At 71.6% G+C, this 20,250-nt stretch carries 16 protein-coding genes; 7 read left to right on the top strand and 9 right to left on the bottom strand.

Translation table 11 applies throughout. The annotated features are described in order from the left end of the window. Positions 1 to 77 precede the first annotated feature (77 nt). The 3 genes from ETAA1_RS05415 to ETAA1_RS05405 form a co-directional block, all read right to left on the bottom strand. Positions 78 to 920 (bottom strand): hypothetical protein, encoded by an 843-nt coding sequence (locus ETAA1_RS05415; RefSeq protein WP_145235023.1) that lies wholly within the window; start codon positions 918 to 920, stop codon positions 78 to 80. Positions 921 to 1,064: 144 nt separating this feature from the next. Further along, on the bottom strand, positions 1,065 to 2,756 hold the full coding sequence (lnt, locus tag ETAA1_RS05410; RefSeq protein ID WP_145235021.1) for an apolipoprotein N-acyltransferase: 1,692 nt from the start codon (positions 2,754 to 2,756) through the stop codon (positions 1,065 to 1,067). A gap of 176 nt (positions 2,757 to 2,932) precedes the next feature. Next, positions 2,933 to 4,189: a molybdopterin molybdotransferase MoeA gene (locus ETAA1_RS05405; RefSeq protein ID WP_202920680.1), complete on the bottom strand. Its 1,257-nt coding sequence runs from the start codon at positions 4,187 to 4,189 to the stop codon at positions 2,933 to 2,935. Positions 4,190 to 4,536: 347 nt separating this feature from the next. On the opposite strand from ETAA1_RS05405, the gene ETAA1_RS05400 reads away from it, so the two are divergent. From ETAA1_RS05400 to ETAA1_RS05385, 4 genes are all read left to right on the top strand, one after another. Next, positions 4,537 to 5,517 (top strand): hypothetical protein, encoded by a 981-nt coding sequence (locus ETAA1_RS05400; protein WP_145235016.1) that lies wholly within the window; start codon positions 4,537 to 4,539, stop codon positions 5,515 to 5,517. A 69-nt stretch (positions 5,518 to 5,586) separates the two neighbouring features. Continuing rightward, positions 5,587 to 6,816, top strand: coding sequence for a PQQ-like beta-propeller repeat protein (locus ETAA1_RS05395; protein ID WP_145235014.1), 1,230 nt, complete (start codon positions 5,587 to 5,589; stop codon positions 6,814 to 6,816). A gap of 34 nt (positions 6,817 to 6,850) precedes the next feature. After that, complete coding sequence (locus ETAA1_RS05390) at positions 6,851 to 7,873, top strand: Gfo/Idh/MocA family protein (RefSeq protein WP_145235012.1); 1,023 nt, start codon at positions 6,851 to 6,853, stop codon at positions 7,871 to 7,873. A 77-nt stretch (positions 7,874 to 7,950) separates the two neighbouring features. After that, positions 7,951 to 8,454, top strand: a complete 504-nt coding sequence (locus ETAA1_RS05385; protein ID WP_145235010.1) for a hypothetical protein — start codon at positions 7,951 to 7,953, stop codon at positions 8,452 to 8,454. 91 nt (positions 8,455 to 8,545) lie between these two features. On the opposite strand, the gene ETAA1_RS05380 is transcribed toward ETAA1_RS05385, so the two are convergent. Together ETAA1_RS05380 and ETAA1_RS05375 are read right to left on the bottom strand one after the other, a co-directional pair. Next, positions 8,546 to 10,210, bottom strand: coding sequence for a hypothetical protein (locus ETAA1_RS05380; protein ID WP_145235008.1), 1,665 nt, complete (start codon positions 10,208 to 10,210; stop codon positions 8,546 to 8,548). 82 nt (positions 10,211 to 10,292) lie between these two features. Beyond that, a complete protein-coding gene (locus tag ETAA1_RS05375; RefSeq protein WP_145235006.1) occupies positions 10,293 to 11,276 on the bottom strand; it encodes a DHH family phosphoesterase in 984 nt (327 codons plus the stop codon). A 124-nt stretch (positions 11,277 to 11,400) separates the two neighbouring features. Between ETAA1_RS05375 and ETAA1_RS05370 the strand changes: the two genes are divergently transcribed. Beyond that, positions 11,401 to 12,657 carry a PQQ-binding-like beta-propeller repeat protein gene (locus ETAA1_RS05370; protein WP_145235004.1) on the top strand — a complete coding sequence of 419 codons (1,257 nt, stop codon included), beginning with the start codon at positions 11,401 to 11,403 and terminating at the stop codon, positions 12,655 to 12,657. A gap of 153 nt (positions 12,658 to 12,810) precedes the next feature. After that, positions 12,811 to 13,428 (top strand): hypothetical protein, encoded by a 618-nt coding sequence (locus ETAA1_RS05365; RefSeq protein ID WP_145235003.1) that lies wholly within the window; start codon positions 12,811 to 12,813, stop codon positions 13,426 to 13,428. Between the two features lie 3 nt (positions 13,429 to 13,431). Here the strand turns inward: ETAA1_RS05365 and ETAA1_RS05360 are convergent, their stop codons facing one another. From ETAA1_RS05360 to ETAA1_RS05345, 4 genes are all read right to left on the bottom strand, one after another. Further along, the gene (locus tag ETAA1_RS05360) at positions 13,432 to 14,547 is read right to left on the bottom strand and encodes a hypothetical protein (protein ID WP_145235001.1); all 1,116 of its coding nucleotides are present in this window, start codon (positions 14,545 to 14,547) and stop codon (positions 13,432 to 13,434) included. Positions 14,548 to 14,909: 362 nt separating this feature from the next. Further along, positions 14,910 to 16,070, bottom strand: coding sequence for an alpha-hydroxy acid oxidase (locus ETAA1_RS05355; protein WP_145234999.1), 1,161 nt, complete (start codon positions 16,068 to 16,070; stop codon positions 14,910 to 14,912). Positions 16,071 to 16,270: 200 nt separating this feature from the next. Further along, complete coding sequence (gene rfaD, locus ETAA1_RS05350) at positions 16,271 to 17,233, bottom strand: ADP-glyceromanno-heptose 6-epimerase (protein ID WP_145234998.1); 963 nt, start codon at positions 17,231 to 17,233, stop codon at positions 16,271 to 16,273. Between the two features lie 179 nt (positions 17,234 to 17,412). Then, positions 17,413 to 18,501: an alkaline phosphatase family protein gene (locus ETAA1_RS05345; protein ID WP_145234996.1), complete on the bottom strand. Its 1,089-nt coding sequence runs from the start codon at positions 18,499 to 18,501 to the stop codon at positions 17,413 to 17,415. Positions 18,502 to 18,615: 114 nt separating this feature from the next. Between ETAA1_RS05345 and ETAA1_RS05340 the strand changes: the two genes are divergently transcribed. After that, entirely contained in the window at positions 18,616 to 20,229 is a 1,614-nt protein-coding gene (locus tag ETAA1_RS05340) for an alkaline phosphatase D family protein (protein WP_145234994.1), read from the top strand. Positions 20,230 to 20,250 lie beyond the last annotated feature (21 nt).

Raw genomic sequence — 20,250 nt, 5'->3', positions numbered from 1 at the left:
GTGAGCGGGCTGTTCCTGAGCGCACGTGATGTGCTCGGGAACAGCCCGCTCACGCGGGCCGCTCGCCGCGCTCGTCTTCACTTCGTCAGCAAGTCCTCGGTGTACGTGCTCTGGTACGCGTACCGCGTCCCCTCGCCGAGGTGGTTCGGCAGCTCCGCCTTCGCGCTCAGCCGGGAGGCGTGGTAGCGGCCGGCGGCCGGGTCGAAGTACACGTCGCCGGCCCACAGCATCGGCACCAGCGGCACCTGCTCGCCGGCCGTCTTCGGCGGCGCCTTCAGCGCCGTGCCCACGCCCACCACCAGCAGCCCGTCCTGCACGCCCTTCGACGTGTACGTCTGCGTGAACTCGTGCGTCTCGCCGGCGCCGAGCGGCGGGTCGAGCTTCAGGCTGAACGCGCGGTTCCACGTCTGCCCGGCGGCCGGCGCGGCGTCCGGCAGCACCACGCGGAACGGCAACTCGGCGTGCAGCCGGGCCGCGCTGCCGCCCTTCGCCTCCTTCACCTCCACGAGCCGGCCCTGCGCGTCCACCGCGACCGTCACCACCGGCCGGTTCAGGTACTCGGCCATCCCCTTGGCGTCGTCGGCGTTCGCCGAGTCGAGCGTGGTGGTCATGCCGTCCGGCTGGCGGATGTCGCGCTTCAGCGCGGTGATGGACATTTCGAGCGTGGCGACGCCGGCGGGGCTTACGCCTTTCACGACCCACCGGCGTGTGAGCGCCAGGCTGGTGCGGGTGTCGGACGTGACCGTCTTGTCGGCCTTGTCGTCGAGGGTGGTCTCCTGCACGGCCGTCTGCTGGGCCACCTTGTAGGTGAACGTCTGGCCGGGCTGCCACTTGAACCGCGGGGCGGCGTCCGGTTGCGCGACGGCGAGGCCGGCCGCGGTGGCGGCGCCGAGAACGAGTGCGAGTTTGAGCCGGGTCACGGACGCCCCTCCGGTGGAGGCGGGGGTATAGCGGGGCCGGGGGGACGGGGGAAGGCGAAGTGCGTGTCCGAAGCGGACACCGCGGGCGCCGCCCGGGGTTTCCACTGGCTCGGGGCTTCAGCCCCCGGATGGGGGCGTTCGTTCCTAGCGCGGGGCGGAAGCCCCGGGCGGCCTTCGGCGCCCGACCACCACGCCCACCAGAATCGCCGCCCAGCACGCCCCCGGCAGCCAGTCCCCGAGCCGCGCGTACAGCGACTCGCGCCCGTCGATCGGCACCGCCGCGCTCACCACGCCTTCCACCTGCTTCGGCAGCGCCGTCACCACCCGGCCGTCCGGGTCGATCACCGCGCTGATCCCCATGTTCACGGCGCGCACCACGCTGCGGCGGCACTCCACGGCGCGGAACCGGCAGACGGCCAGGTGCAGCTCGTGCTCCTCGGTGCCGTCGAACCAGCCGTCGTTGGACAGGTTCACCAGGAAGTTCACCGCCGGCTCGTCGCCCGCCGGCAAGGCGTAGCGGCGGGCCAGCGACGGGTCCGAGTCCTCGTAGCAGATGAGGCACCCGAACGTGAACCGCCGGCCGTCGGCGCCCGTCACCGGGAAGCGCGTCCACCGCTGGCCGGGCCGGCACGAGTAGTCGCCCTCGTACGGCGTGAACGCTTGCAGCCACGGGAACGTGCCGCGGAACGGCACGTACTCGCCGAACGGCACGAGGTGAATCTTGTCGTACCGGCCCACCTCCTGCCCGGCCGCGGTCAGCAGCAGCGCCGAGTTGTACTTCCACAGATCGCCGGCGTCGTACTCCGTACAGCCGAGGCCGAGCAGCACCGGCACCCGCCACTGTTCCCGCGCGAAGTACGCCCGGCAGGCGGCGATTTGCGCCGCGAAGTCGGCCGGCGGCGGGCCGGTGGCGGCGAGCCACTCGGCGGGGAAGCACGTCTCCGGCCACAGGATCAGGTCGGGGGTCGGGTTCGCCAGCGCGGCGCGGAGGTGGAGCGCCGCGTACACCTGGCCGAGCGAGCGGCCGTCGGTGTTCTTCTGGAACTGCGGCACGCTCCCCTGGACGGCCGCGACGACCGGGCCGTTCTCGAACGCCGGGTGGTTCAGCCGCACGAGCCCGTAGCCGACCGCGGCCGCGAACACGACCGCGGTGCCGAGCGTGGACGCGATCAGCTTCCGCAGGCCGGTCGGCTCGTTGGGCCGGGGCGCCAGCCCCGTCAGTGCTTCGGGCCCGACGGGGCTGGCGCCCCGGCCTAACGGGAGTCGGCCGCTCATCAGCCACTCGGCGGCCACGCCGTTCACCGCGGCGACGACCGCGGACACGGCGTAGACGCCGCCGAGGTCGGCGAGCTGGATCAGCGGCAGGAAGTCGTGCTGCGAGTAGCCGAGGAAGTACCAGCCGACGCCGACCTTCTGGTGGACCGCGGCCGGGAGGAAGTCGAAGCCCGTGGGGGCGTGCGCCCGCACATACTCCAGCGCCACCCACACGACCGGGAACGAAGCGGCCAGCGGCACCCCGGGCACGCGGTCGAGCCGGCGCAGCAGCGCGAAGCCGACGACCCAGTACATCGGGCACATGATCAGGGCGAGGCCGAGCCACGAGGCGTACATCGCCGGGTGCGCGACCCTCATCCACTGCACGGCCGGCAGGAAGAACGCGACGCTGCCGAGGTACGCGGCGAAGTACCGCCGGCGGCGCGACACGGGGGCGCGGACGAGCGTCAGCCACGGGGCGAGGGCGACGAACGCGACGGGGCCGAGGTTCAGCGGGAAGAACGCAACCCAGAGCAGTAGCCCGGACGCGACCGCGGGGAGGAATACACGGGGCGGCTTCACGCGGACACTCTCCTGGCGGTTGGCGGCGGCGGAAGAAGAGGATTAACCACAGAGTCACAGAGAGCACAGAGAGCTCAGAGAGCAGACAGGAGACCGAGACAGACCGATGTTTGAAGTTAAAATCTTCTCTTCTCTCGGCTTCCTGTCTTCCCTCTGTGCTCTCTGTGACTCTGTGGTTAGTCTTGCTTCCCGATCAACACGACTCGTACCGGCGTCCCCGCGTCGTAGCGGGCGTCGCCGGCCGGCAGCGCCAGCAGCGCGTCGGCGGGGGCCATGCCGCGCAGGTCGGGCGCGGTGCCGCCGTCCAGCGGCCGCACCGCCCAGCCGACGGCCGCGGGTTCGAGCTTTGCCGGCCGGTACGTCGGCCGGTCGTTCGACTCCACCACCGCCGCCGCGAGCGGAAGATTCACCACGCGCGGCCCGGGGTCGGCGTGGCCGGCCATCTTCCGCAGCGCCGGCCGGACGAACAGCTCGAAGCACACCAGCGCGCTGACGGGGTTGCCCGGCAGGCCGAACACGAGGGTGTCGCCGCGGGTGCCGAACAGGAGCGGCTTCCCCGGCTTCATCCGCACCTGGTGGAAGTGCGCCGTGACTCCCAGCTCGGCGAGCACGCCGGGCACGAGGTCGAACTTCCCCGCCGAGACGCCGCCGGCGATCAGGACGACGTTGTTGTTGTCGAGGGCCGGGCCGATCACGGCACGAAGGCTCTCGCGTGTGTCGCGGGCGATGCCGTTGTCGCAGCCGTGGGTTCCGGCCTGACACGCCAGGGCGGTGAGCATGGGGCCGTTCGTGTTGCGAATCTGCCCCGGACCGGGCGCCTCGGACGCACCCACGAGCTCGTCACCGGTGGCGACCACGCCGACGTCGAGGAAGCGGTGCGTCTCGATGCGCGCTCGCCCGACTCCGACTAGTACGCCGATCGCCGCCGGGGTGAGGATGGTTCCCGCCGCGACGACGACCTCGCCGGTTCGCATCTCGGCCCCGCGACGGAAGACCCACGCGCCGGGCCGCGGTGCCGCGTTGATCCTGACGCGGTCGCCGGCCGCGGTCGTGTCCTCCTGCATCACCACGGCGTCGGCGCCGGCCGGGATCGGGGCGCCGGTGTAGATGCGGGCGCACTCGCCGGGGCCGATCGCTTTCCGCGGCACGACGCCGGCCGGGATCTCCTCCACGACACACAGCTCGGCGTCGAACCGATCGGTCGAGCGGACGGCGTACCCGTCGCGCAGGGACTTGTCGAACGGCGGCGCGTCGCGGTCGGCGGTCACGTCCTCCGCCAGTACGCCACCGACGTTCCCCGGTTCGAGCGGCATCAGCTGCGGCGAACGCGGTCGGGCGCGGGCGAGGACTTCGGCGAGGGCGTCGGCCACCTCCAGCATCGCGGGCACCTCCGGGGGTAGCGATTCTACCGGCGGCACGGCCGCGGTCGCCACCCGAACCCCGCCCATCGATCTGACATTAATTCGTGTCTCCGACTCAATGCGTGCCTCGACCCCCGGGGGGGGTCGACGGCACACAATGCCATCGGCCCGAGCGTCGGAGGTGTCTGGCCGCACAGATTGCCGGGCTTTCCTTTTTACAAAGCAAGCGCCCGCCCCGCCCAAAGCCCCCAAATCGTGCGCAGACTGGCGAAGCAGAGCGGGATGCGCCGACCTTGCCGGCTGTGACGCGCCCGGTCCGGTTTTCCGGGTTGTGGCGGCGCCCGAATCCGGTTGGCGCAGCGTTGGCACGGATTAGGCTTAACCCGTAGTCGTGACGGACCCCGCACGGAGATCACCACATGAGACTTCACCTGCCCGCTCTCGCCGTCGCCGCGGCCGGTCTGCTGGGGTCTGCGACCCCGGCCCAGGCCGCCTGGAACAACGTCTTCCAGGTCTGCTGCAACGACTGCAACCGCCCCCGCGCGGCGTACTACGCCCCCGCCCCCGCGCCGGCCGCCTGCCCGGCCCCGTGCCCGCAGCCGGAGGTGCGCGTCAGCTACGTGCAACGCTGCTACTACCAGCCGGTGACGGAGTACGTCCGCCGCAGCTACTACGAGCCGGTGACGAAGAACGTGACCAGCTACTACTACGAGCCGGTCACGGAGTACAAGTACACGACCTACTACGACCCCTGCACCGGCTGCCCGCAGAAAGTCTGCCAGCCGTGTACGTCGTACCGGCTGCGGTCGAAGTGCAACGCGGTGACGAGCTACGTCGAGCGGTGCGCGATGGTGCCGGTCACCACGCTGCGGCCGGTGACGGTGCAGCAGCCGGTGGTGTCGTACTACTACCCGCCGACGCCGGCGTGCGACGCCTGCCCGCCGGGCGCCGGCATCGCCCCGCCGCAGGGGCCGTCGGTGAACGAACTGCGGAGCCCGCCGGCCGTGGTGCCGAACGCCGGTGAGAACCTGCCGGCCCAGCAGCTGCCGACCGGCCCGAACACGTCGTTCCCGAAGGCCGGCCCGGTGGTTAGCCCGACCACGCCGCGGCTCCGCCCCGACCGCACGACCTCGCTCAGCCGCGCGGTGACGGTCCGCGGGGAAGTCGTGGAGCGCGACCAGACGACGCCCCGCGGCGCCGCCCGGCTGGTGTTCGTCAACGCCGCCGACCCGACGAAGCGTGAGTACGCCACGGCCAACGGCTTCGGCGAGTTCGACCTGCGGCTGCCGGCCGGCAACTGGTACGTGTACCTCGGCGGCACCGACGGCCGGGCCACCTTCCACAAGCAGGTGACCGTTGGCGACCGCGAGACGGTGGACTACCGCGTCGTGAGCCGGTAACAGTAGCCGTACCGCTCGCCGCGAAGCCCGGGGACGGCGTCCCCGGGCTTCGCCCGTTTTGGAGCCCGCATGTCCCGCCTCGCCCTCGCCCCGCTGCTCCTCCTCGCCGGCGTCGCCGCGGCCGAAGACTGGCCCGCCTGGCGCGGCCCCCGCGGCGACGGCACCGTCTCCGACACCGGCTACCCTCTCACCTGGACCGCCGCGCAGAACATCAAGTGGAAGTTCCCGATCAACGGCTCGGGGCACTCGTCGCCAGTCGTCAGCAACGGGAAGGTGTACTTCGCGTCGTGCGTCGAGAGCGAGAAGCAGCGCATGCTCCACTGCGTGGACCGCACCACCGGCAAGGAACTGTGGCAGCGGGTCGCCGTGACCGCGGAGCTGGAGCGGAAGCACGGCGAGAACAGCTGGGCCAGTTCGACCCCCGCCGCGGACGGCGAGCGCGTGTACGTCACGTTCCTCGACCGGCCGAAGCTGCGCGTCTTCTGCTACGACACCGCCGGCACGCTACTGTGGGAGACGACGCCCGGCGAGTTCCACTCGCAGCACGGCTTCAGCAGCCCGCCGGTTCTCTACAAGGACATGGTGATCGTGAACGGCGACCAGGACGCGCCGAAGGGTCAGACCGCGTACATCGTGGCGCTCGACCGCCTCACCGGCGCCGAGCGCTGGCGGGCCGACCGGCCGAACAAGCTGCGCTCCTACTGCCCGCCGACGGTCGTGGACGCGGCCGGCCGCAAGCAGCTGGTGCTGACCGGCAGCAAGTGCGTCGCCGGCTACGACCCGGACACCGGCAAGCAGCTGTGGCTCGTGGACGGCCCGACGGAGCAGTTCGTCTCCAGCATGGTGCTGCACGACGGCGTGCTGCTGCTGACGGCCGGCTTCCCCAAGCACTGGGTCATGGCGATCGACCCGGCCGGCAGCGGCAACGTGACAAAGAGCCACGTCCTGTGGTCGAAGCCGAACGAGGGCGGCTACGTGCCGAGCCCGGTGGCCCACGGCGGCAACCTGTTCCTGGTGGACGACCGCGGCGTCGCCAGCTGCTGGGACGTGAAGACCGGTACGCAGCGGTGGAAGGAGCGGCTCGGCGGCGTCGGGCACCACGCCTCGGCGGTCGCGGCCGACGGGCGCGTCTACTTCACCGCCGACGACGGCGTGACGACGGTGGTGCGGGCGTCGGCCGAGTTCGAGGTGCTGGCGCGGAACCCGCTCGGCGAGAAGGTGTTCGCGTCGCCGGCGTTCAGCGACCGCGAAGTCTTCGTCCGCGGCGAGAAGCACCTGTTCTGCATCGCGGCGCGCTGACGCCGAATTTTCCATCACGACCGGAGGCACGGCGATGGTGCGTATCGGGATCGTCGGCGTCGGGTTCATGGGCCGCATCCATTACCTCGCGGCGCAGCGGCTCACCGGCGCGAAGGTCGCCGCGGTGTGCAGCCGCGACCCGGCCAAGCTCGCCGGCGACTGGACGAACACCCGCGGCAACTTCGGCCCCGAGCCCGGCCGCGTGGATCTGAGCGGCGTCAAGACGTACTCCGCCTTCGCCGACATGCTCGCCGACCCCGACATCGACCTCATCGACATCTGCACCGTCACCGACCAGCACGCCCCGCTCGCGCTGCAGGCGCTCGCCGCCGGCAAACACGTCCTCGTCGAGAAGGCCATCGCCCTTTCCCCCGCCGACGCCGACGCCATGGTCGCCGCGGCGAAGACGGCCGGCAAGCTGCTGATGGTGGCGCACGTGCTGCCGTTCTTCCCCGAGTTCAAGTTCGCGGCCGAGGCCGTGCGCGGCGGGCAGTACGGCAAGCTGCTCGGGGCGCACTTCAAGCGGGTGATCGCGGTGCCCGACTGGTCGGCCGACATCGCCGACGCGGCCAAGACCGGCGGCCCGGCCGTGGACCTGCACATCCACGACACGCACTTCATCGGCCTCGTCTGCGGTGTGCCGAAGGAGGTGTTCGCCGTCGGCACCGTGGCGAACGGCGCGGTGACGTACCTGACCACGTCGTACCTGTACGGCCCCGGCGGGCCGGCGGTGACGTGCTCCAGCGGCGCCGTGTGCATGGGCGGCCGGCCGTTCACGCACGGGTTCGAGATTTACCTGGAGAAGGCGAGCCTGCTGTACGACGCCGGCGGCCAGCCACTGACGCTGCTCACCGCCGACGGGAAGGCGACGCAGCCCGCGCTGGCCGGCGGCGGCGACCCGCTGGCGGCGTTCGCCGACGAGTTGCAGGCCGCGGCCGACGGCGTGCGGACGGGGGCGGAGCCGGACCTGCTGAGCGGGCAGCTGGCCCGCGACGCGCTGGTGCTGTGCCACCGCGAGATCGAGTCGGTGAAGACGGGCCGGGCCGTCGCGGTGTAGCGACGAAACACGTCTTGACACCCCGGCCGCGCCGCGGCATACGGACGCGATCCATCGCTGCGTTCGGGGGACATCGGATGCGACGCCTGCTGGCGGCCGCGGCGCTCGGCGTCGCGGCCGGGACGGCTTCGGCCCAGACCGGCACCGCCACCGGCACCACCACGACCTCGCGCCCCGGCGGCGGGTCGGCGATGCCGGGGCAGGTCGTCGGCTCGAGCTACAACCTGGCCGGGTCGGCGCCGCAGCCGGTCGGCTCACCGGTGGGCTCGCCGGTGGGCACGCCGCTGCCCCCGGCCGGCACGCCCATTACCCGCCCCTACGACCCGAGGCGGCCCAACGACGTGTTCCGCGGCACCGGCCTGAGCCCGAATCAGGTGATCGCCCCGATCTCGGCGTTTCCGCCGCTGCCGGGGCAGGAGAAGAACCTGATCGACCGGATGTACGACAAGCTCGATTCGTTCTGGAGCATCAACATCTTCGCCCGCCAGGCCGAGCCGCTGGAGCGGCCGCCGACGGTGACGCCCGGCATCTTCCGCCGCAACCGCGAGCGGCACGACGACCGCATGTGGCGGCGCGACTGACTTGCGAAATGACGAATGACGAATGACCCACCAATGACGAAGGAAGACAATCGTCGTCTTCCTTCGTCATTGGTGGGTCATTCGTCATTCGTCATTCACGAGCCCGCGGGGCGAAGTACCGAGACAGCCCCTCGAACGTGTCGAGCGGCACGTCGGCGCCGTCCGCGTGGCAACTGAGGCAGCGCGTCTCGACCAGCAATTTCACCTTCAGCCGCTTCCCGTCCTTGTCCAGGAACTCGGGCGTCGCCTTGCCCACGAGCGCCTCCGGCAGCGGGAAGGCGTCGTCGTCGTAGCCCTTCTTGCGCGCCTCCGGGGCGGCCTTCACCCAGGCCAGGAAGGCGTCGCGCTCGCCCTCGCGCTGCGGGGTCAGCTTCGCCAGCAGTTCGGGGTCGGACTTCAGCGCGTCCTTGAAATCCGATTCCTTGTCGAAGAACGCCCGCACCATGCCGCCGTCCGGCACCTTGCCGTCGGCCACCCACTTGGCGTCCTTCCACGGCCCGGTCAGCACGCGCTCGAGCCCCGACGGGCCGCCGTTCTGTACGGGCACGCCCTTGCCCTCGTCCTTCGGGGCGACCTTCTGCTTGTCCTTGTCGCGGGCCTCCTTCTCGGCGGCGGCCTTCTGCTCGACCTTGGCCTTCTCGGCCTTCAGGAACGGGTCGATGACGCCGGTCCACGCCGCCGCGCCGCCGCCGGCCGCGCCGGCGAACAGCAGCACCAGCAGCGTCTTCCCCTTCGGCCCGTACATGCCGAACAGGCCGCACACGATGTGCAGCATCAGCCCGACGCCGACCACGGCCCCCGTCCCCATGATGGCCTTGGCGAACCCGGGGCCGTACGGCTCCGGCAGCCGCGCCAGCCACCAGCAGGCGATGTCGGCCACCTGGGCGATCAGCACGATCGGGCCAACCGTGCCGCGGATGATGCCGGGCAGCCCGGTGAAGGCGAAGACGAGGCCGGTGCAGGTGAACAGCACGGCGAAGCTGAGCAGGTGGGCGTGAGTGCTCTGTGTCAGCTTTTCGAGGCCGATCTGCCGGCCGGAATCGACGTACCCGCCGCCCTCCGGGATGGCTGCCGCCGTCGGCATCAGTGCGGCCACTTCCTCGTAGGTCGTCAGTGGGATGTCGCCCTTCTCGCCGCCGGGCTTGTGGCAGCGGACACACCGGTCCTCGAGGAGTTGCCTCACCAGCACTGTGCCGGGGTTCGACTTGTCGGTGTAGGCCACGGTCAGGACCAGCTTTTCGAGCTCCTTCGGCAGCTTGAACCGGTTGTCCTTGTACGCCTGCGCCCGCGTCTCGGGGGCGGCCTTGGCCCACGCCACGAGCGCCTTCCGCTCGCCGTCGCGCTCCTGGTCGAGCTTCTCCTTGCGGCCCGGCTGCTTCGCCTGCTTGGCGTAGTCGGCCTCGTCGTGGGCGAAGAACGCCGGGGCCATGTTCGACCCGCTGATGCTGCCGGTCGGGTTGCCCATGACCACGGTTTCGAGCTTGCTCGGCGAGTCGACAACCTCGCCGGGGTTCTTCCACACCTTGCCGGCGAACACGGCGACGACGTTCTCCATCGTCGGCAGCGGCTTGCCGTCGCGGTCGCCGTGCTGCATGTGCAGCTGCACCATCGCCGACGTGTAGCCGACGCCCACGGCCAGGAGGAACGTCGAGAGGACGAGCTTGGCCGCGAACGGCAGGTGCCGCAGCGTGAACCGCGGGGCGGGCTCGTCCGGCGCGGCCGGGTGGCTCGGGACGTGGTGGGAGGGGTTGGCCATGGGGGACTCCTGTGCGGAGTGACGCTCGGGGACAAGAGCCGGGCCGCGAGGCCCGGCCGAACCGGCAGGCTCCGTCGTGTTCTCAGCCGGCGGCCAGTGCTTCGTCCACGGCCGCCAAAACTTCCTCGCGCACCTGCGGCAGCGGCTTTTCCACCCGGGCGCCGCTGGCGAGCTTGTGGCCGCCGCCGCCGAACCGCTCGGCCAGCTTCGACACGTCCAGCGCCCGCGCCCGGAAGCTGATCTTCGTGCCGCCGCCCGGCTGCTCGATGAACAGCAGCGCCACCTCGACGTTCTCCACGCTCCGCGGGTAGTTGATCAGGTCTTCGGTGTCGCCCGGCACGGCCCCGGTCGCGGGGTAGTCGGCCATCACGATTTCGGTCCACGCCACCCGCCCGCCGGCCCGCGTCTTCAGCCGGTCGATGGCGACGCCGGTCAGCTTCAGCCGCTCCAGCGGGGCGGCCTCGTACAGCTGCTCGTACAGCCCCGTCGGGTTCGCCCCGAGGGACACGAGCTCGGCGGCGAGGGCGAACGTCTCGGCGGTCGCGTTCGGGTGGCGGAACCAGCCCGTGTCGGTGGCCACGGCCATGAACAGGTGGTTCGCGGCTTCGGCGGTCGGCGTCAGGCCGAGGGCGCGGGTGATCTCGTAGGCTAGCCGGCCGGTGGACTCGGCGGTAATGTCCACGAAGCGGAGGCCGCCGAGGTCGTCCTGGGTGCGGTGGTGGTCCACCACGGCGCGGGGCACGTCGCGCTTCTTCAGGTAGTCGCCGAAGTCGCCGAGCTGGTTGTACGTGCCGGTGTCCAGCACCACGACGGCGTCGCAGTCGGCGAAGTTCTCCCCGGCCCCGCGGAAGTCCTCGACCACCTCGCGCTTCGGGTCGAGGAAGGCGTACCGCGGCGGCAGCTTGCTGGCGATGGCCACGCGCGGCCGCTTGCCGACCCGCAGCAGCGCGTCGCGGAGGGCGAGTTGCGCCCCGAGTCCGTCGGCGTCCGGCCGCACGTGCGTCATGAGGAGCGGGCGGTCGTAACGGGCCAGGAAGGCGGTTAGCGGGGACCAGTCCAGCGGCATCGGGGTGGGGTGTCCTTCAGGCGGGTGAATCCATTCTAACCCACGTCCGGCCGGAGGGAAGGGATTCGCCGCTTGCGGCGCCGCGCGGCCGCCCCGATACTGGCGGCTCTCCCGGAGCCCCGCCATGACCTTCCGGCTCGTCGTCCTCCTCGCCGGCGCCGGCACCGCGGCCGCGGCCGACTGGCCCGGCTGGCGCGGCCCCGCCGGCATGGGCCACACCGCCGAGCGTGCCCTCCCCCTCACCTGGGGCGGCAAGGACGGCGCGAACGTCGCCTGGAAGGTGGACCTCCCCGGCGTCGCGGCGAAGGCCGGGCAGGACCAGAACCAGTCGAGCCCGGTCGTGGTCGGCGGCAAGGTGTTCGTCACCGCCAGTTACTGGCCCGGCGGCAAGGCCGACCCCAAGGCATTCCCCGAACACCACGTCGCTTGCTACGCCGCGGCCGACGGCAAGCTCCTGTGGGACACGAAGGTTCCGCCCGGCCCGTGGCTCCTCTCCGACCTCCGCGGCGGCTACACCGCCCCCACCCCGGCCGCCGACGCCGAGCGCGTGTACGTCGTGTTCGGCTCCGCCGTCGTCGCGGCGCTCGACCACGCCGGCCGGCCCGTGTGGCGCCGCGAGCTCACGCCCCACAAGTTCGACGTGGCCCTCGCCGCGAGCCCCGTTCTGTTCGACGAAACGCTGATCCTCCAGCTCGATCAGCTCGGCAACGAGTCGCGGCTGCTGGCGCTCGACCGCAAGACCGGCGAGCCGCGCTGGGAGGAGAAGCGGCCCAAAATCGGCTTCGCGCACAGCACGCCGGTCGTGGCGACGGTCGGCGGCAAGCAACAACTCCTGGTGTCGGCGTCGAACGCGGTGCAGGGCGTGGACCCGGCCACGGGCAAAGTGCTGTGGACGTGCGACGCCCGCGGCGACACCGTGACGCCGGTACTCGCCGGCGGCCTCGTCTACGCCGACAGCGGACGCGGCGGCCCGGGCCTGGCCGTCGATCCGACCGGCACCGGCGACGTGACCAAGACGCACGTGAAATGGAAGCTCCCGCAGGTGCCCGAGGGCTACTCGTCGCCGGTGGCGGTGGGTGAGTTCCTGTACCGACTCCACAGCCCGGAGGTGCTGCGGTGCGTGCGTGCGGCGACGGGCGAAGTGGTGTTCACGGAGCGGCTGCCAGGCGTGCAGACGGCGTGCAGCCCGGTCGCCGACGCGGCCGGCCGGGTGTACTGCGCCAGCGCCGGCAAGAGTTACGTACTGAAGGCCGGGCCGACGCCCGAGGTGCTGGCCGTGAACGACCTCGGCGACGCCGGGCCGGCGTCGCCGGCGGTCGCCGACGGGGCGCTGTTCCTGAAGGGCCGCCGCTGGCTGGTCTGCGTGCGGGCGAAGGACTGACGCCGGACCGGGGTGAAGGGTCGGCGGGCGTCCGGGGCGGAATTGACACGGGTGGCGTGTAACGGCCCGGTCACGACCCGCGCGGGCGCGGTTGCCCGCGGCGGGGTGGGCGGGGTAGGCTGACCATCACTCTGTTCCGTCCGGGAGTTCGTGATGCGACCGACGCTGCACCTCGCCGCCCTGACCGCCGCGGTTGCCGCCGCGGTTCAAGCCGCCCCCATCCCGGAGCAGCGGCCGCCGGTCGGCTGCACCATCACCGCGCCGCCGACGGTCGAGCAGGGGCAGGTTCCGCGCATCACCGTCGCGCTGACGAACCAGACCGCGGCCGACATGTACCTGGTCGGCAGCCTCGACGCCTCCGACTGCAAGTGGCGGCTGCCGTACTGCACCTTCGACATCACCGGCCCGGACGGCAAGTCGCCCGTGAAGGGGGTTTCCCGGTGCGGGAACATGAACGTGCTGCGGGAGAAGGACTTCGTCAAGGTCGCCCCCGGCAAGTCGTTCGACCCGTACCAGCGGGTCGATGACGGCGGCTTCTTCAGCAGCCACCAGCTCCAGGCGGAGCACTTCGCCGCTCCCGGCGAGTACCGCGTCCGGTTCCACTACGCGACGACCGCCGAGAAGGAGCCGCGCGGGAACTGGTTCGGCGACGGCTTCCGCAAGGGCCAGGAGGCGGAGGAGGCCCGCGTGAAGGCGCTGCTCGCGCAGGTGCCGCGGGTGACGGTGGCGAGCAACACGATCACCGTCCGCGTGGTCCCGGCCGCGAAGTAGGGGTCAGCGCGCCGGGTCGCCGGCCAGCGCGCGGTACAGGTGGTGGACGAACGCGGCGTTGTCGCACTGGGCGTAGTGCATCGCCCCGCCCATCCGCGAGTAGCTCTTGCAGAACCGCAGATAATACGCCGGGTTCGTCTTCGGCGGCTCGCCCTTCGTCCAGTCCCAGCCGCCGCCGTCCTGCAAGTCCACGACGAAGATCGTGTGCCCGCTCACGACGCCGCGGCCGGCCTGGAGCCGAAGGTTGTTCACGCAACTGAGGCTCTTCTCGAACACCTGCGGCCCCATGATCGCCGAGCCGACCGACAGCACGACGCCGCCGTCGAGCGCGTCCACCGAGCCGCCGAACAGCTTGAAGTCCCACTCGCCGCCGCGGCCCAGCGCCGCGCCGCTGAACACCGGGTGGTTCGAGACGATGTCGTAGCCGATGCCGGGGTGGACCGTCACCGGCACGCCGTGCCGGTACGCCTCCGCGAGGATGGAAGCGTGCTTCCACCGGTGCTCGACGCGCACCCGGCCGGCGGGCCAGTTCTGCTCGTGCATCGCCCGCAGCAGGTCGGCGCGCGCGGCCGTCAGCGGGTGGAGCGGGTCGGCGCGGATGAGGCCGGCCAACTCGGCGGGGTCGGGTAGGGTGGCGCCGTCGTCGTGGATGAAGCGGCCGAGGGCGCGGCCGTAGCCGAGGCCGTCGAGGGCGCCGGCCATGACCGCGAGGTGGATGTTCGTCGCCGTCTCGTGCCAGGTGCCGAAATGGCCGCCGGCGACGCCCATCTCGACGCTCTCGGTGCTGGCCCCGAACCAGGCGTACTCCCAGTCGTGGATGGTGCCGGCGCCGTTCGTGGCCAGGTGCGTCAGCCACCCGTTCGCCATCATGCGTTCGAGGACGCGCGCGGCCCCGTTGCGGAGGAGGTGGGCACCGTAGACGAGCATCACGCTGGCGCCGCGCTCGCGGGCGGCGCGGATGTTCGCGGCGCACTCGGCGATGAGCGCGGTGTTCGGCGCGGAGCAGGGTTTGGGCGGGCCGTCGGGGTCGAGGAGGATGTCGGCGGCGCGGGTGAGGCTGTGCCGCTCGGCGAGCGGCAGCACCTTCAGGCGGGACAGGTCGATCGGCTGGACGGCCACGGGTGAGGCTCGGGGGTTGCGGGTGTTTGGCGCATGCCCGGTGGGTGCACGAGGTGCGTGCGGGGTTGCCGAACTAACCCCGTGCGTGGTTCGCCCCCTCACCCCGCGTGCTTCGCCGCGACCCTCTCCCCCGAGGGGAGAGGGTGGGAGCGGCACGCGCCACGCACGGGTGGGCAACCACGCGCCGACGCAGGACGAACCACCAGCCCGCGGCCGCGGATCCATGCCCGCCCGTGATGGGAACCGGCAAGGCCCACCCTCTCCCCTCGGGGGAGAGGGTCGCGGCGAAGCACGCGGGGTGAGGGGGCGGACCACGTTCGATGGAACCCGGCTACCCCGTGCGCGCGGCGGCAACCGACGGGTCAGCCCGCCGGCTTCCGCAGCAGGTGCTTCGGCAGGTCGGCGACGCGGTGGCAGCACAGCTGCTCCAGCACCTGCGTCAGCTGCAGCTTCAGCATCGCCATCGCGTGCTGGCCGCCCTCGCGGCCCAGCGCCGCGACGGAGTACATGAACGTGCGCCCGAGGAACGCGAACTCGGCCCCGCACGCGATCGCCCGCGCCACGTCCGGCCCCGAGCGCACCCCGCTGTCGAGCATGACCCGCAGCTTTCCCTTGAACTTCTCGGCGATCGGCAGCAGCGACCGCACCGCCGACTCGCCCGCGTCCACCTGCCGGCCGCCGTGGTTCGACACGATCACGCCGTCGAGCCCGAGCCGCACCGCCGTCTCCGTGTCCTCCTCGGTGGCCACGCCCTTGAGGACGAGGTTTCCCTTCCAGCGGTCGCGGATGGGGGCGATCTTCTCCTCGCTCAGCCGGCCCGAAAAGGTGGCGTTCATGTACGCGCCGAGCTGCTTCATGTTCAGCCCCTTCGGCATGTACTTCGTCATCGTGGCGAACTGCGGCGCGCCGTGGAGCAGCGTCCGCGCCGCCCACGTCGGCCGGCCGAAGATCTGCAGGATGTTGCGGACCGTCATCCGCGGCGGCATCGCCAGCCCGTTGCGGATGTCGCGCGGGCGGAACCCGAACGTCGGCACGTCGCACAGCAGCACCAGCGTCTTGCAGCCCGCGGCGTCGAGGCGGTCGAACAGGTCGTCGCGGATGGCGTTGTCGGCCGGGTGGTACAGTTGGAACCAGAACCGGCCGCCGGTGATCTCACCGATCCGCTCGATGCTCGCCGTGCTGACGGTGCTGAGGATGTACGGGACGTTGTGCTCGGCGGCGGCGGCGGCGAGGATTTCGGGGGCGCCGGGCCAGATGAGCCCCTGGAGGCCGATCGGGGCGACGCCGAACGGGGCGTCGTACTCGTGGCCGAACAGCTCGGTCTTGAGGCTCGACGGCTGGTAGTGGGTCAGGTACAGCGGCTTGAGCTCCACCTGCCGGAGGTCGTCGGTGTTCTTGCGGAGGTTCACGTCCTCGTTGCAGCCGCCGTCGAGGTACTCGAACGCGAACCGCGGGATGCGCCGCCGGGCGCCCTCGCGCAGGTCATCGATGGCGGGGTAGCTGGTGTGGTAGTGGAGCTTCATGAGTTCGATTCGAGGCCAGTCGGTTCCTGGGTTTTCAGGCCGAAGGCCTGACAGCCCTCAGCCCAGGGCAAGAGAGCGCAGCGACCGCCGCCCTGGGTAGGCGGTGCGATTCACCGTGCAGGCTGAAGGCCTGCGCGCCGTGTACCCAGGGCGTTGCCCTGGGCTGAGGGCTGCCAGGCCTTCGGCCTGAAAACCCGGGGTCACGCCGGCCGCCGCAGCCATTCCACGGTCGCCGCCACGCCGGCCTCCAGCGCCGTCGGCGGGGCGTCGTACCCGGCGGCACGGAGCTTCGACACGTCGGCGCGGGTGTAGCTCTGGTACTGCGCCGCCAGCGCCGCCGGCATGTCGACGAACCGGACGGCCGGCTCGCGGCCCAGTGCCGCGAACACGGCCCGGGTCAGGTCGAGGAACGTCCGCGCGTGTCCGGTCCCGCTGTTGTAGATACCCGACGCCGCGGGGTGAGCCCACAGCCACAGCATGTGGTCGATGCAGTCGCCGACGAACACGAAGTCGCGCCGCTGCTCGCCGTCGGCGACGCCGGCCACGGTGGAGCGGAACAGCCGCACCTCGCCGGTGTCCTTCACCTGGCGGTAGGCGTGCCACACGACGCTGGCCATGCCGCCCTTGTGGTCCTCGCGCGGGCCGTACACGTTGAAGAACTTCATCCCCGCCCACCCCGGCGGCGTCGGGCGGCCGGCGCGGAGCTCGTCCTGCACCCAGGCGTCGAAGTCGTTCTTGCTCTTGCCGTACAGGTTGAGCGGCAGCAACTCCGCGGCGGGCGTGCGGTCGTCGAACCCGCGGGTGCCGTCGCCATACGTGGCGGCGCTGGAGGCGTACACGAGCGGGCAGCGGTTCGCGGTACACCACTCCCACACGGTGCGGGTGTAGCGGACGTTGTTGCGGTCGAGGTAGGCCCAGTCCGTCTCGGTGGTGCGGCTGCACGCGCCGAGGTGGAATACGCCGGACAGCTGTGGGCGGTCGCGTTCCAGGAGGGTGAGGAATTGTTCGTGGTCGAGGACGCGGAACCGCGCGAGGTCCGCGAGGTTGGCGGCCTTCGCGGGGGTGAGCGGGTGATCGACCAGGATCAGGTCGTGCCCCGCGGCGGCGAGGCGGAGCGCGAGGTTCGAGCCGATGAACCCGGCAGCCCCCGTGACGGCGATCATCGCCCGCCTCCTGCGGCGTGTGGACCGGTGACGCGGTTATCCTATCGGCGCGGCGAGTGCCTGGTTCCGAGCCCCGGCGTCGCTCCAACATACTTTTGTGGCATGGACTCAATTCGTGCCTCGACCCCCCGGGGGGGTCGGGTACACACAATGGATTCGGCCCGACCTTTGATCGTCGGCTACGGCCGCACCGCCCCCGGCAGCACCGCCCCCGCCCGTGGCACCGCCGCCCGGTAGTCGAACCCCAGCGCCGCGGCAACCGTCGCCGCCACCTGGGCTTGCGTCGTCGGCGTGTCGCGGATTTCGCCGCCCGCGGGCGTGTCCGGGCCGAGGACCGCCGCCCACCAGAACTCGGCGCCGGCCTCCTTCGCCCCGTGGTTCTTCCATCCGACCGGCGCGTCGCCGCGGCCGTGGTCGGTGGTGACGACGAGGGTCGTCTTGCCGCGATACTCGGGCATGGCCTGCGCCGCGTCCCACAGCTCGCGGACGAACCGGTCGTTCTTCTGCGCCGCCGCCAGCAGCCGGTCGTAGCGGCCGCCGTGCCCGTGGGCGTCGGTCTCGTCGTAGCTGACAAACAGCACCCGCGGCTTCTTGGCGGCGAGCACCATCAGCGCCGCCCGGTGCGTGAGTGCGTCGAGGCGCGTCTCCTCGCCGTCGGGGCCGGTCTCGGTCATCAGCTTGTTGAGGAGGCGCAGGTCGGGCGTGTCGGGGAGGCCGGTCAGCGGCGTGAACCCGGAGTTGACCGCGATGCCGCTCCGCTTGTCGTTGATGATGTAGGGGAACACGTCCCACGACGTGACGGCGGCGATGCGGTCCTTGAAGCCGGGCTTGCCGTGGAGCCACTCCAGCACGGTGGCGTTCGGGTTGTACAACTTCGTGTTGCCGGTGATGAGCGGGTTCGGGAAGCCGCACAGGATTTCGTTGTAGCCGGGGTACGAGACGTTAAACATGTTCGTGACGCGGCCGGGGCTGCCGACGAGCTTGTTGCCGTAGACGCGGCCGCCCTTCGCCACGGTGCCCCACAGGAAGGGGAGCAGCACCTCGCGGCGGGCCTCCGGGGTGTCGCGCCAGAAGCGGGCCTTGCAGTTGGCCACGTCCTTGACGCCGCCGCGGTCCTTGTTCAGCAGTTCCTCGTCGGCGCCGGTGAACACCTCCTGCCAGCGGAGGCCGTCGAGCATGACCCAGAGGACGTTCTCGGTCTGCGGCGCGGCCGCGGCCGGCGCGGCGGACAGGGCGACGGCGAAAACACAGGCGAATAGTCGGAACATGCGTGGTCCCGTGGGTGGGTGGTCATCGTATCCGCTCACCGAACCTTGACCGGATCTTCGCGCCGCGCCGCCGAACGGCTTCGTACCACATCCCCATCACCCGAGGGTTCTACCGTGCTTCACCCCGCCGACCTGCGCGCCGCCGTCCGCTCCGAGGGCGGCGTGTCGCGCCGCCTGTTCCTGGCCGCCGGCGCCGCCCTGGCCGCGCTGCCCGTCGTCGGCGCCCGCGCCGTCGGCCGCGTGATCCAGCGGCCCGGTTTTGCCGCCGACCCGTTCAGCCTCGGCGTCGCGTCCGGCGACCCGGCGCCGACGGGCGTGGTGCTGTGGACGCGCCTCGCCCCCGAGCCGCTGGCCCCCGCCGGCGGGATGCGGCCGGAGAACGTCGTCGTCCGCTGGGAACTGGCCGACGACGAAGCGATGAAGTCGGTCGTGGCCAGCGGCGACGCGGTGGCGACGCCGCAGCTCGGGCACTCGGTCCACGTCGAGGTGGAGGGGCTGCGGCCGGACCGGTGGTACTTCTACCGCTTCCGCGCCGGCGACGCGACGAGCCCCGTCGGCCGCACCCGCACGGCGCCGGCCCCGACCGCGAGCCCGGAGCGGCTGCGGTTCGCGTTCGCCTCGTGCCAGCACTTCGAGCAGGGGCTGTTCACCGCGTACCAGCACATGGCGAAGGACGACCTCGACCTGGTGGTTCACCTCGGCGACTACATCTACGAGTACCCCGGGGCCGAGAAGCGCGTCCGCAAGCACGTCGGCCCCGAGAAGACGAAGATCGTCACGCTCGAGGACTACCGCAACCGCCACGCCCAGTACCGGGGCGACGAGCACCTGAAGGAGGTTCACCGCCGCTTCCCCTGGGTGGTGACCTGGGACGACCACGAGTTCGACAACAACTACGCCAACGACATCTCGGAGAAGAACGAGAAGGCCGAGACGGCGGTGGACCCGGCGGCCTTTCTCGTCCAGCGCGCGGCGGCGTACCAGGCGTACTACGAGAACATGCCGCTGCGGCGGACGTGCGTCCCGCGCGGCCCGCACCTCACGCTGTACCGCACCGTCGGGTTCGGCCGGCTGGCGGCGTTCCAGGTGCTCGACACCCGCCAGTACCGCACCGACCAGCCGAACGGCGACCGCGCCGCCGACCTCAACGACGCGGCCCTCGACCCGCACGGCTCGCTCCTCGGCGCCCGCCAGGCCGACTGGCTGAAGGCCGCGCTGCTCCGCTCCGACGCGACGTGGAACGTGCTCGCGCAGCAGGTGATGATGGGCCTCGTGGACTTGGCCGCCGGCGCCGACCGTAAGTACTCGATGGACCAGTGGCCGGGCGCGGCGCACGAGCGGATCGGGCTGATGCGCTGGGTCGCCGACCGCCGCGTGCCGAACCCCGTGGTACTGACCGGCGACATTCACTCGAACTGGGTGAACGACCTCCGCGTGGACGACCGCCGGCCCGAGACGCCGGTGGTGGCGACGGAGTTCGTGGGGACGAGCATTTCGAGCGGCGGCAACGGCGTGGCCGAGCCGAAGGGCGTGGACGTGCTGCTGCGCGAGAACCCGTTCGTGAAGTACCACAACCGGCAGCGCGGGTACGTCCGCTGCGCGGTGACGCCGAAGGAGTGGAAGGCCGACTACCAGATCGTGCCGGAGGTGCTGAAGCCGGGCGGCCCGGTGCAGACGGGGGCGTCGTTCGCGGTCGAGGCGGGTCGGCCGGGCGCGCAGCGGGCGTAGGCCGGCGAGCCGTCAGGCGGC

This window comes from Urbifossiella limnaea (assembly GCF_007747215.1).
GTDB lineage: Bacteria > Planctomycetota > Planctomycetia > Gemmatales > Gemmataceae > Urbifossiella > Urbifossiella limnaea.
This window is presented reverse-complemented; position numbering and strand designations above follow the sequence as displayed.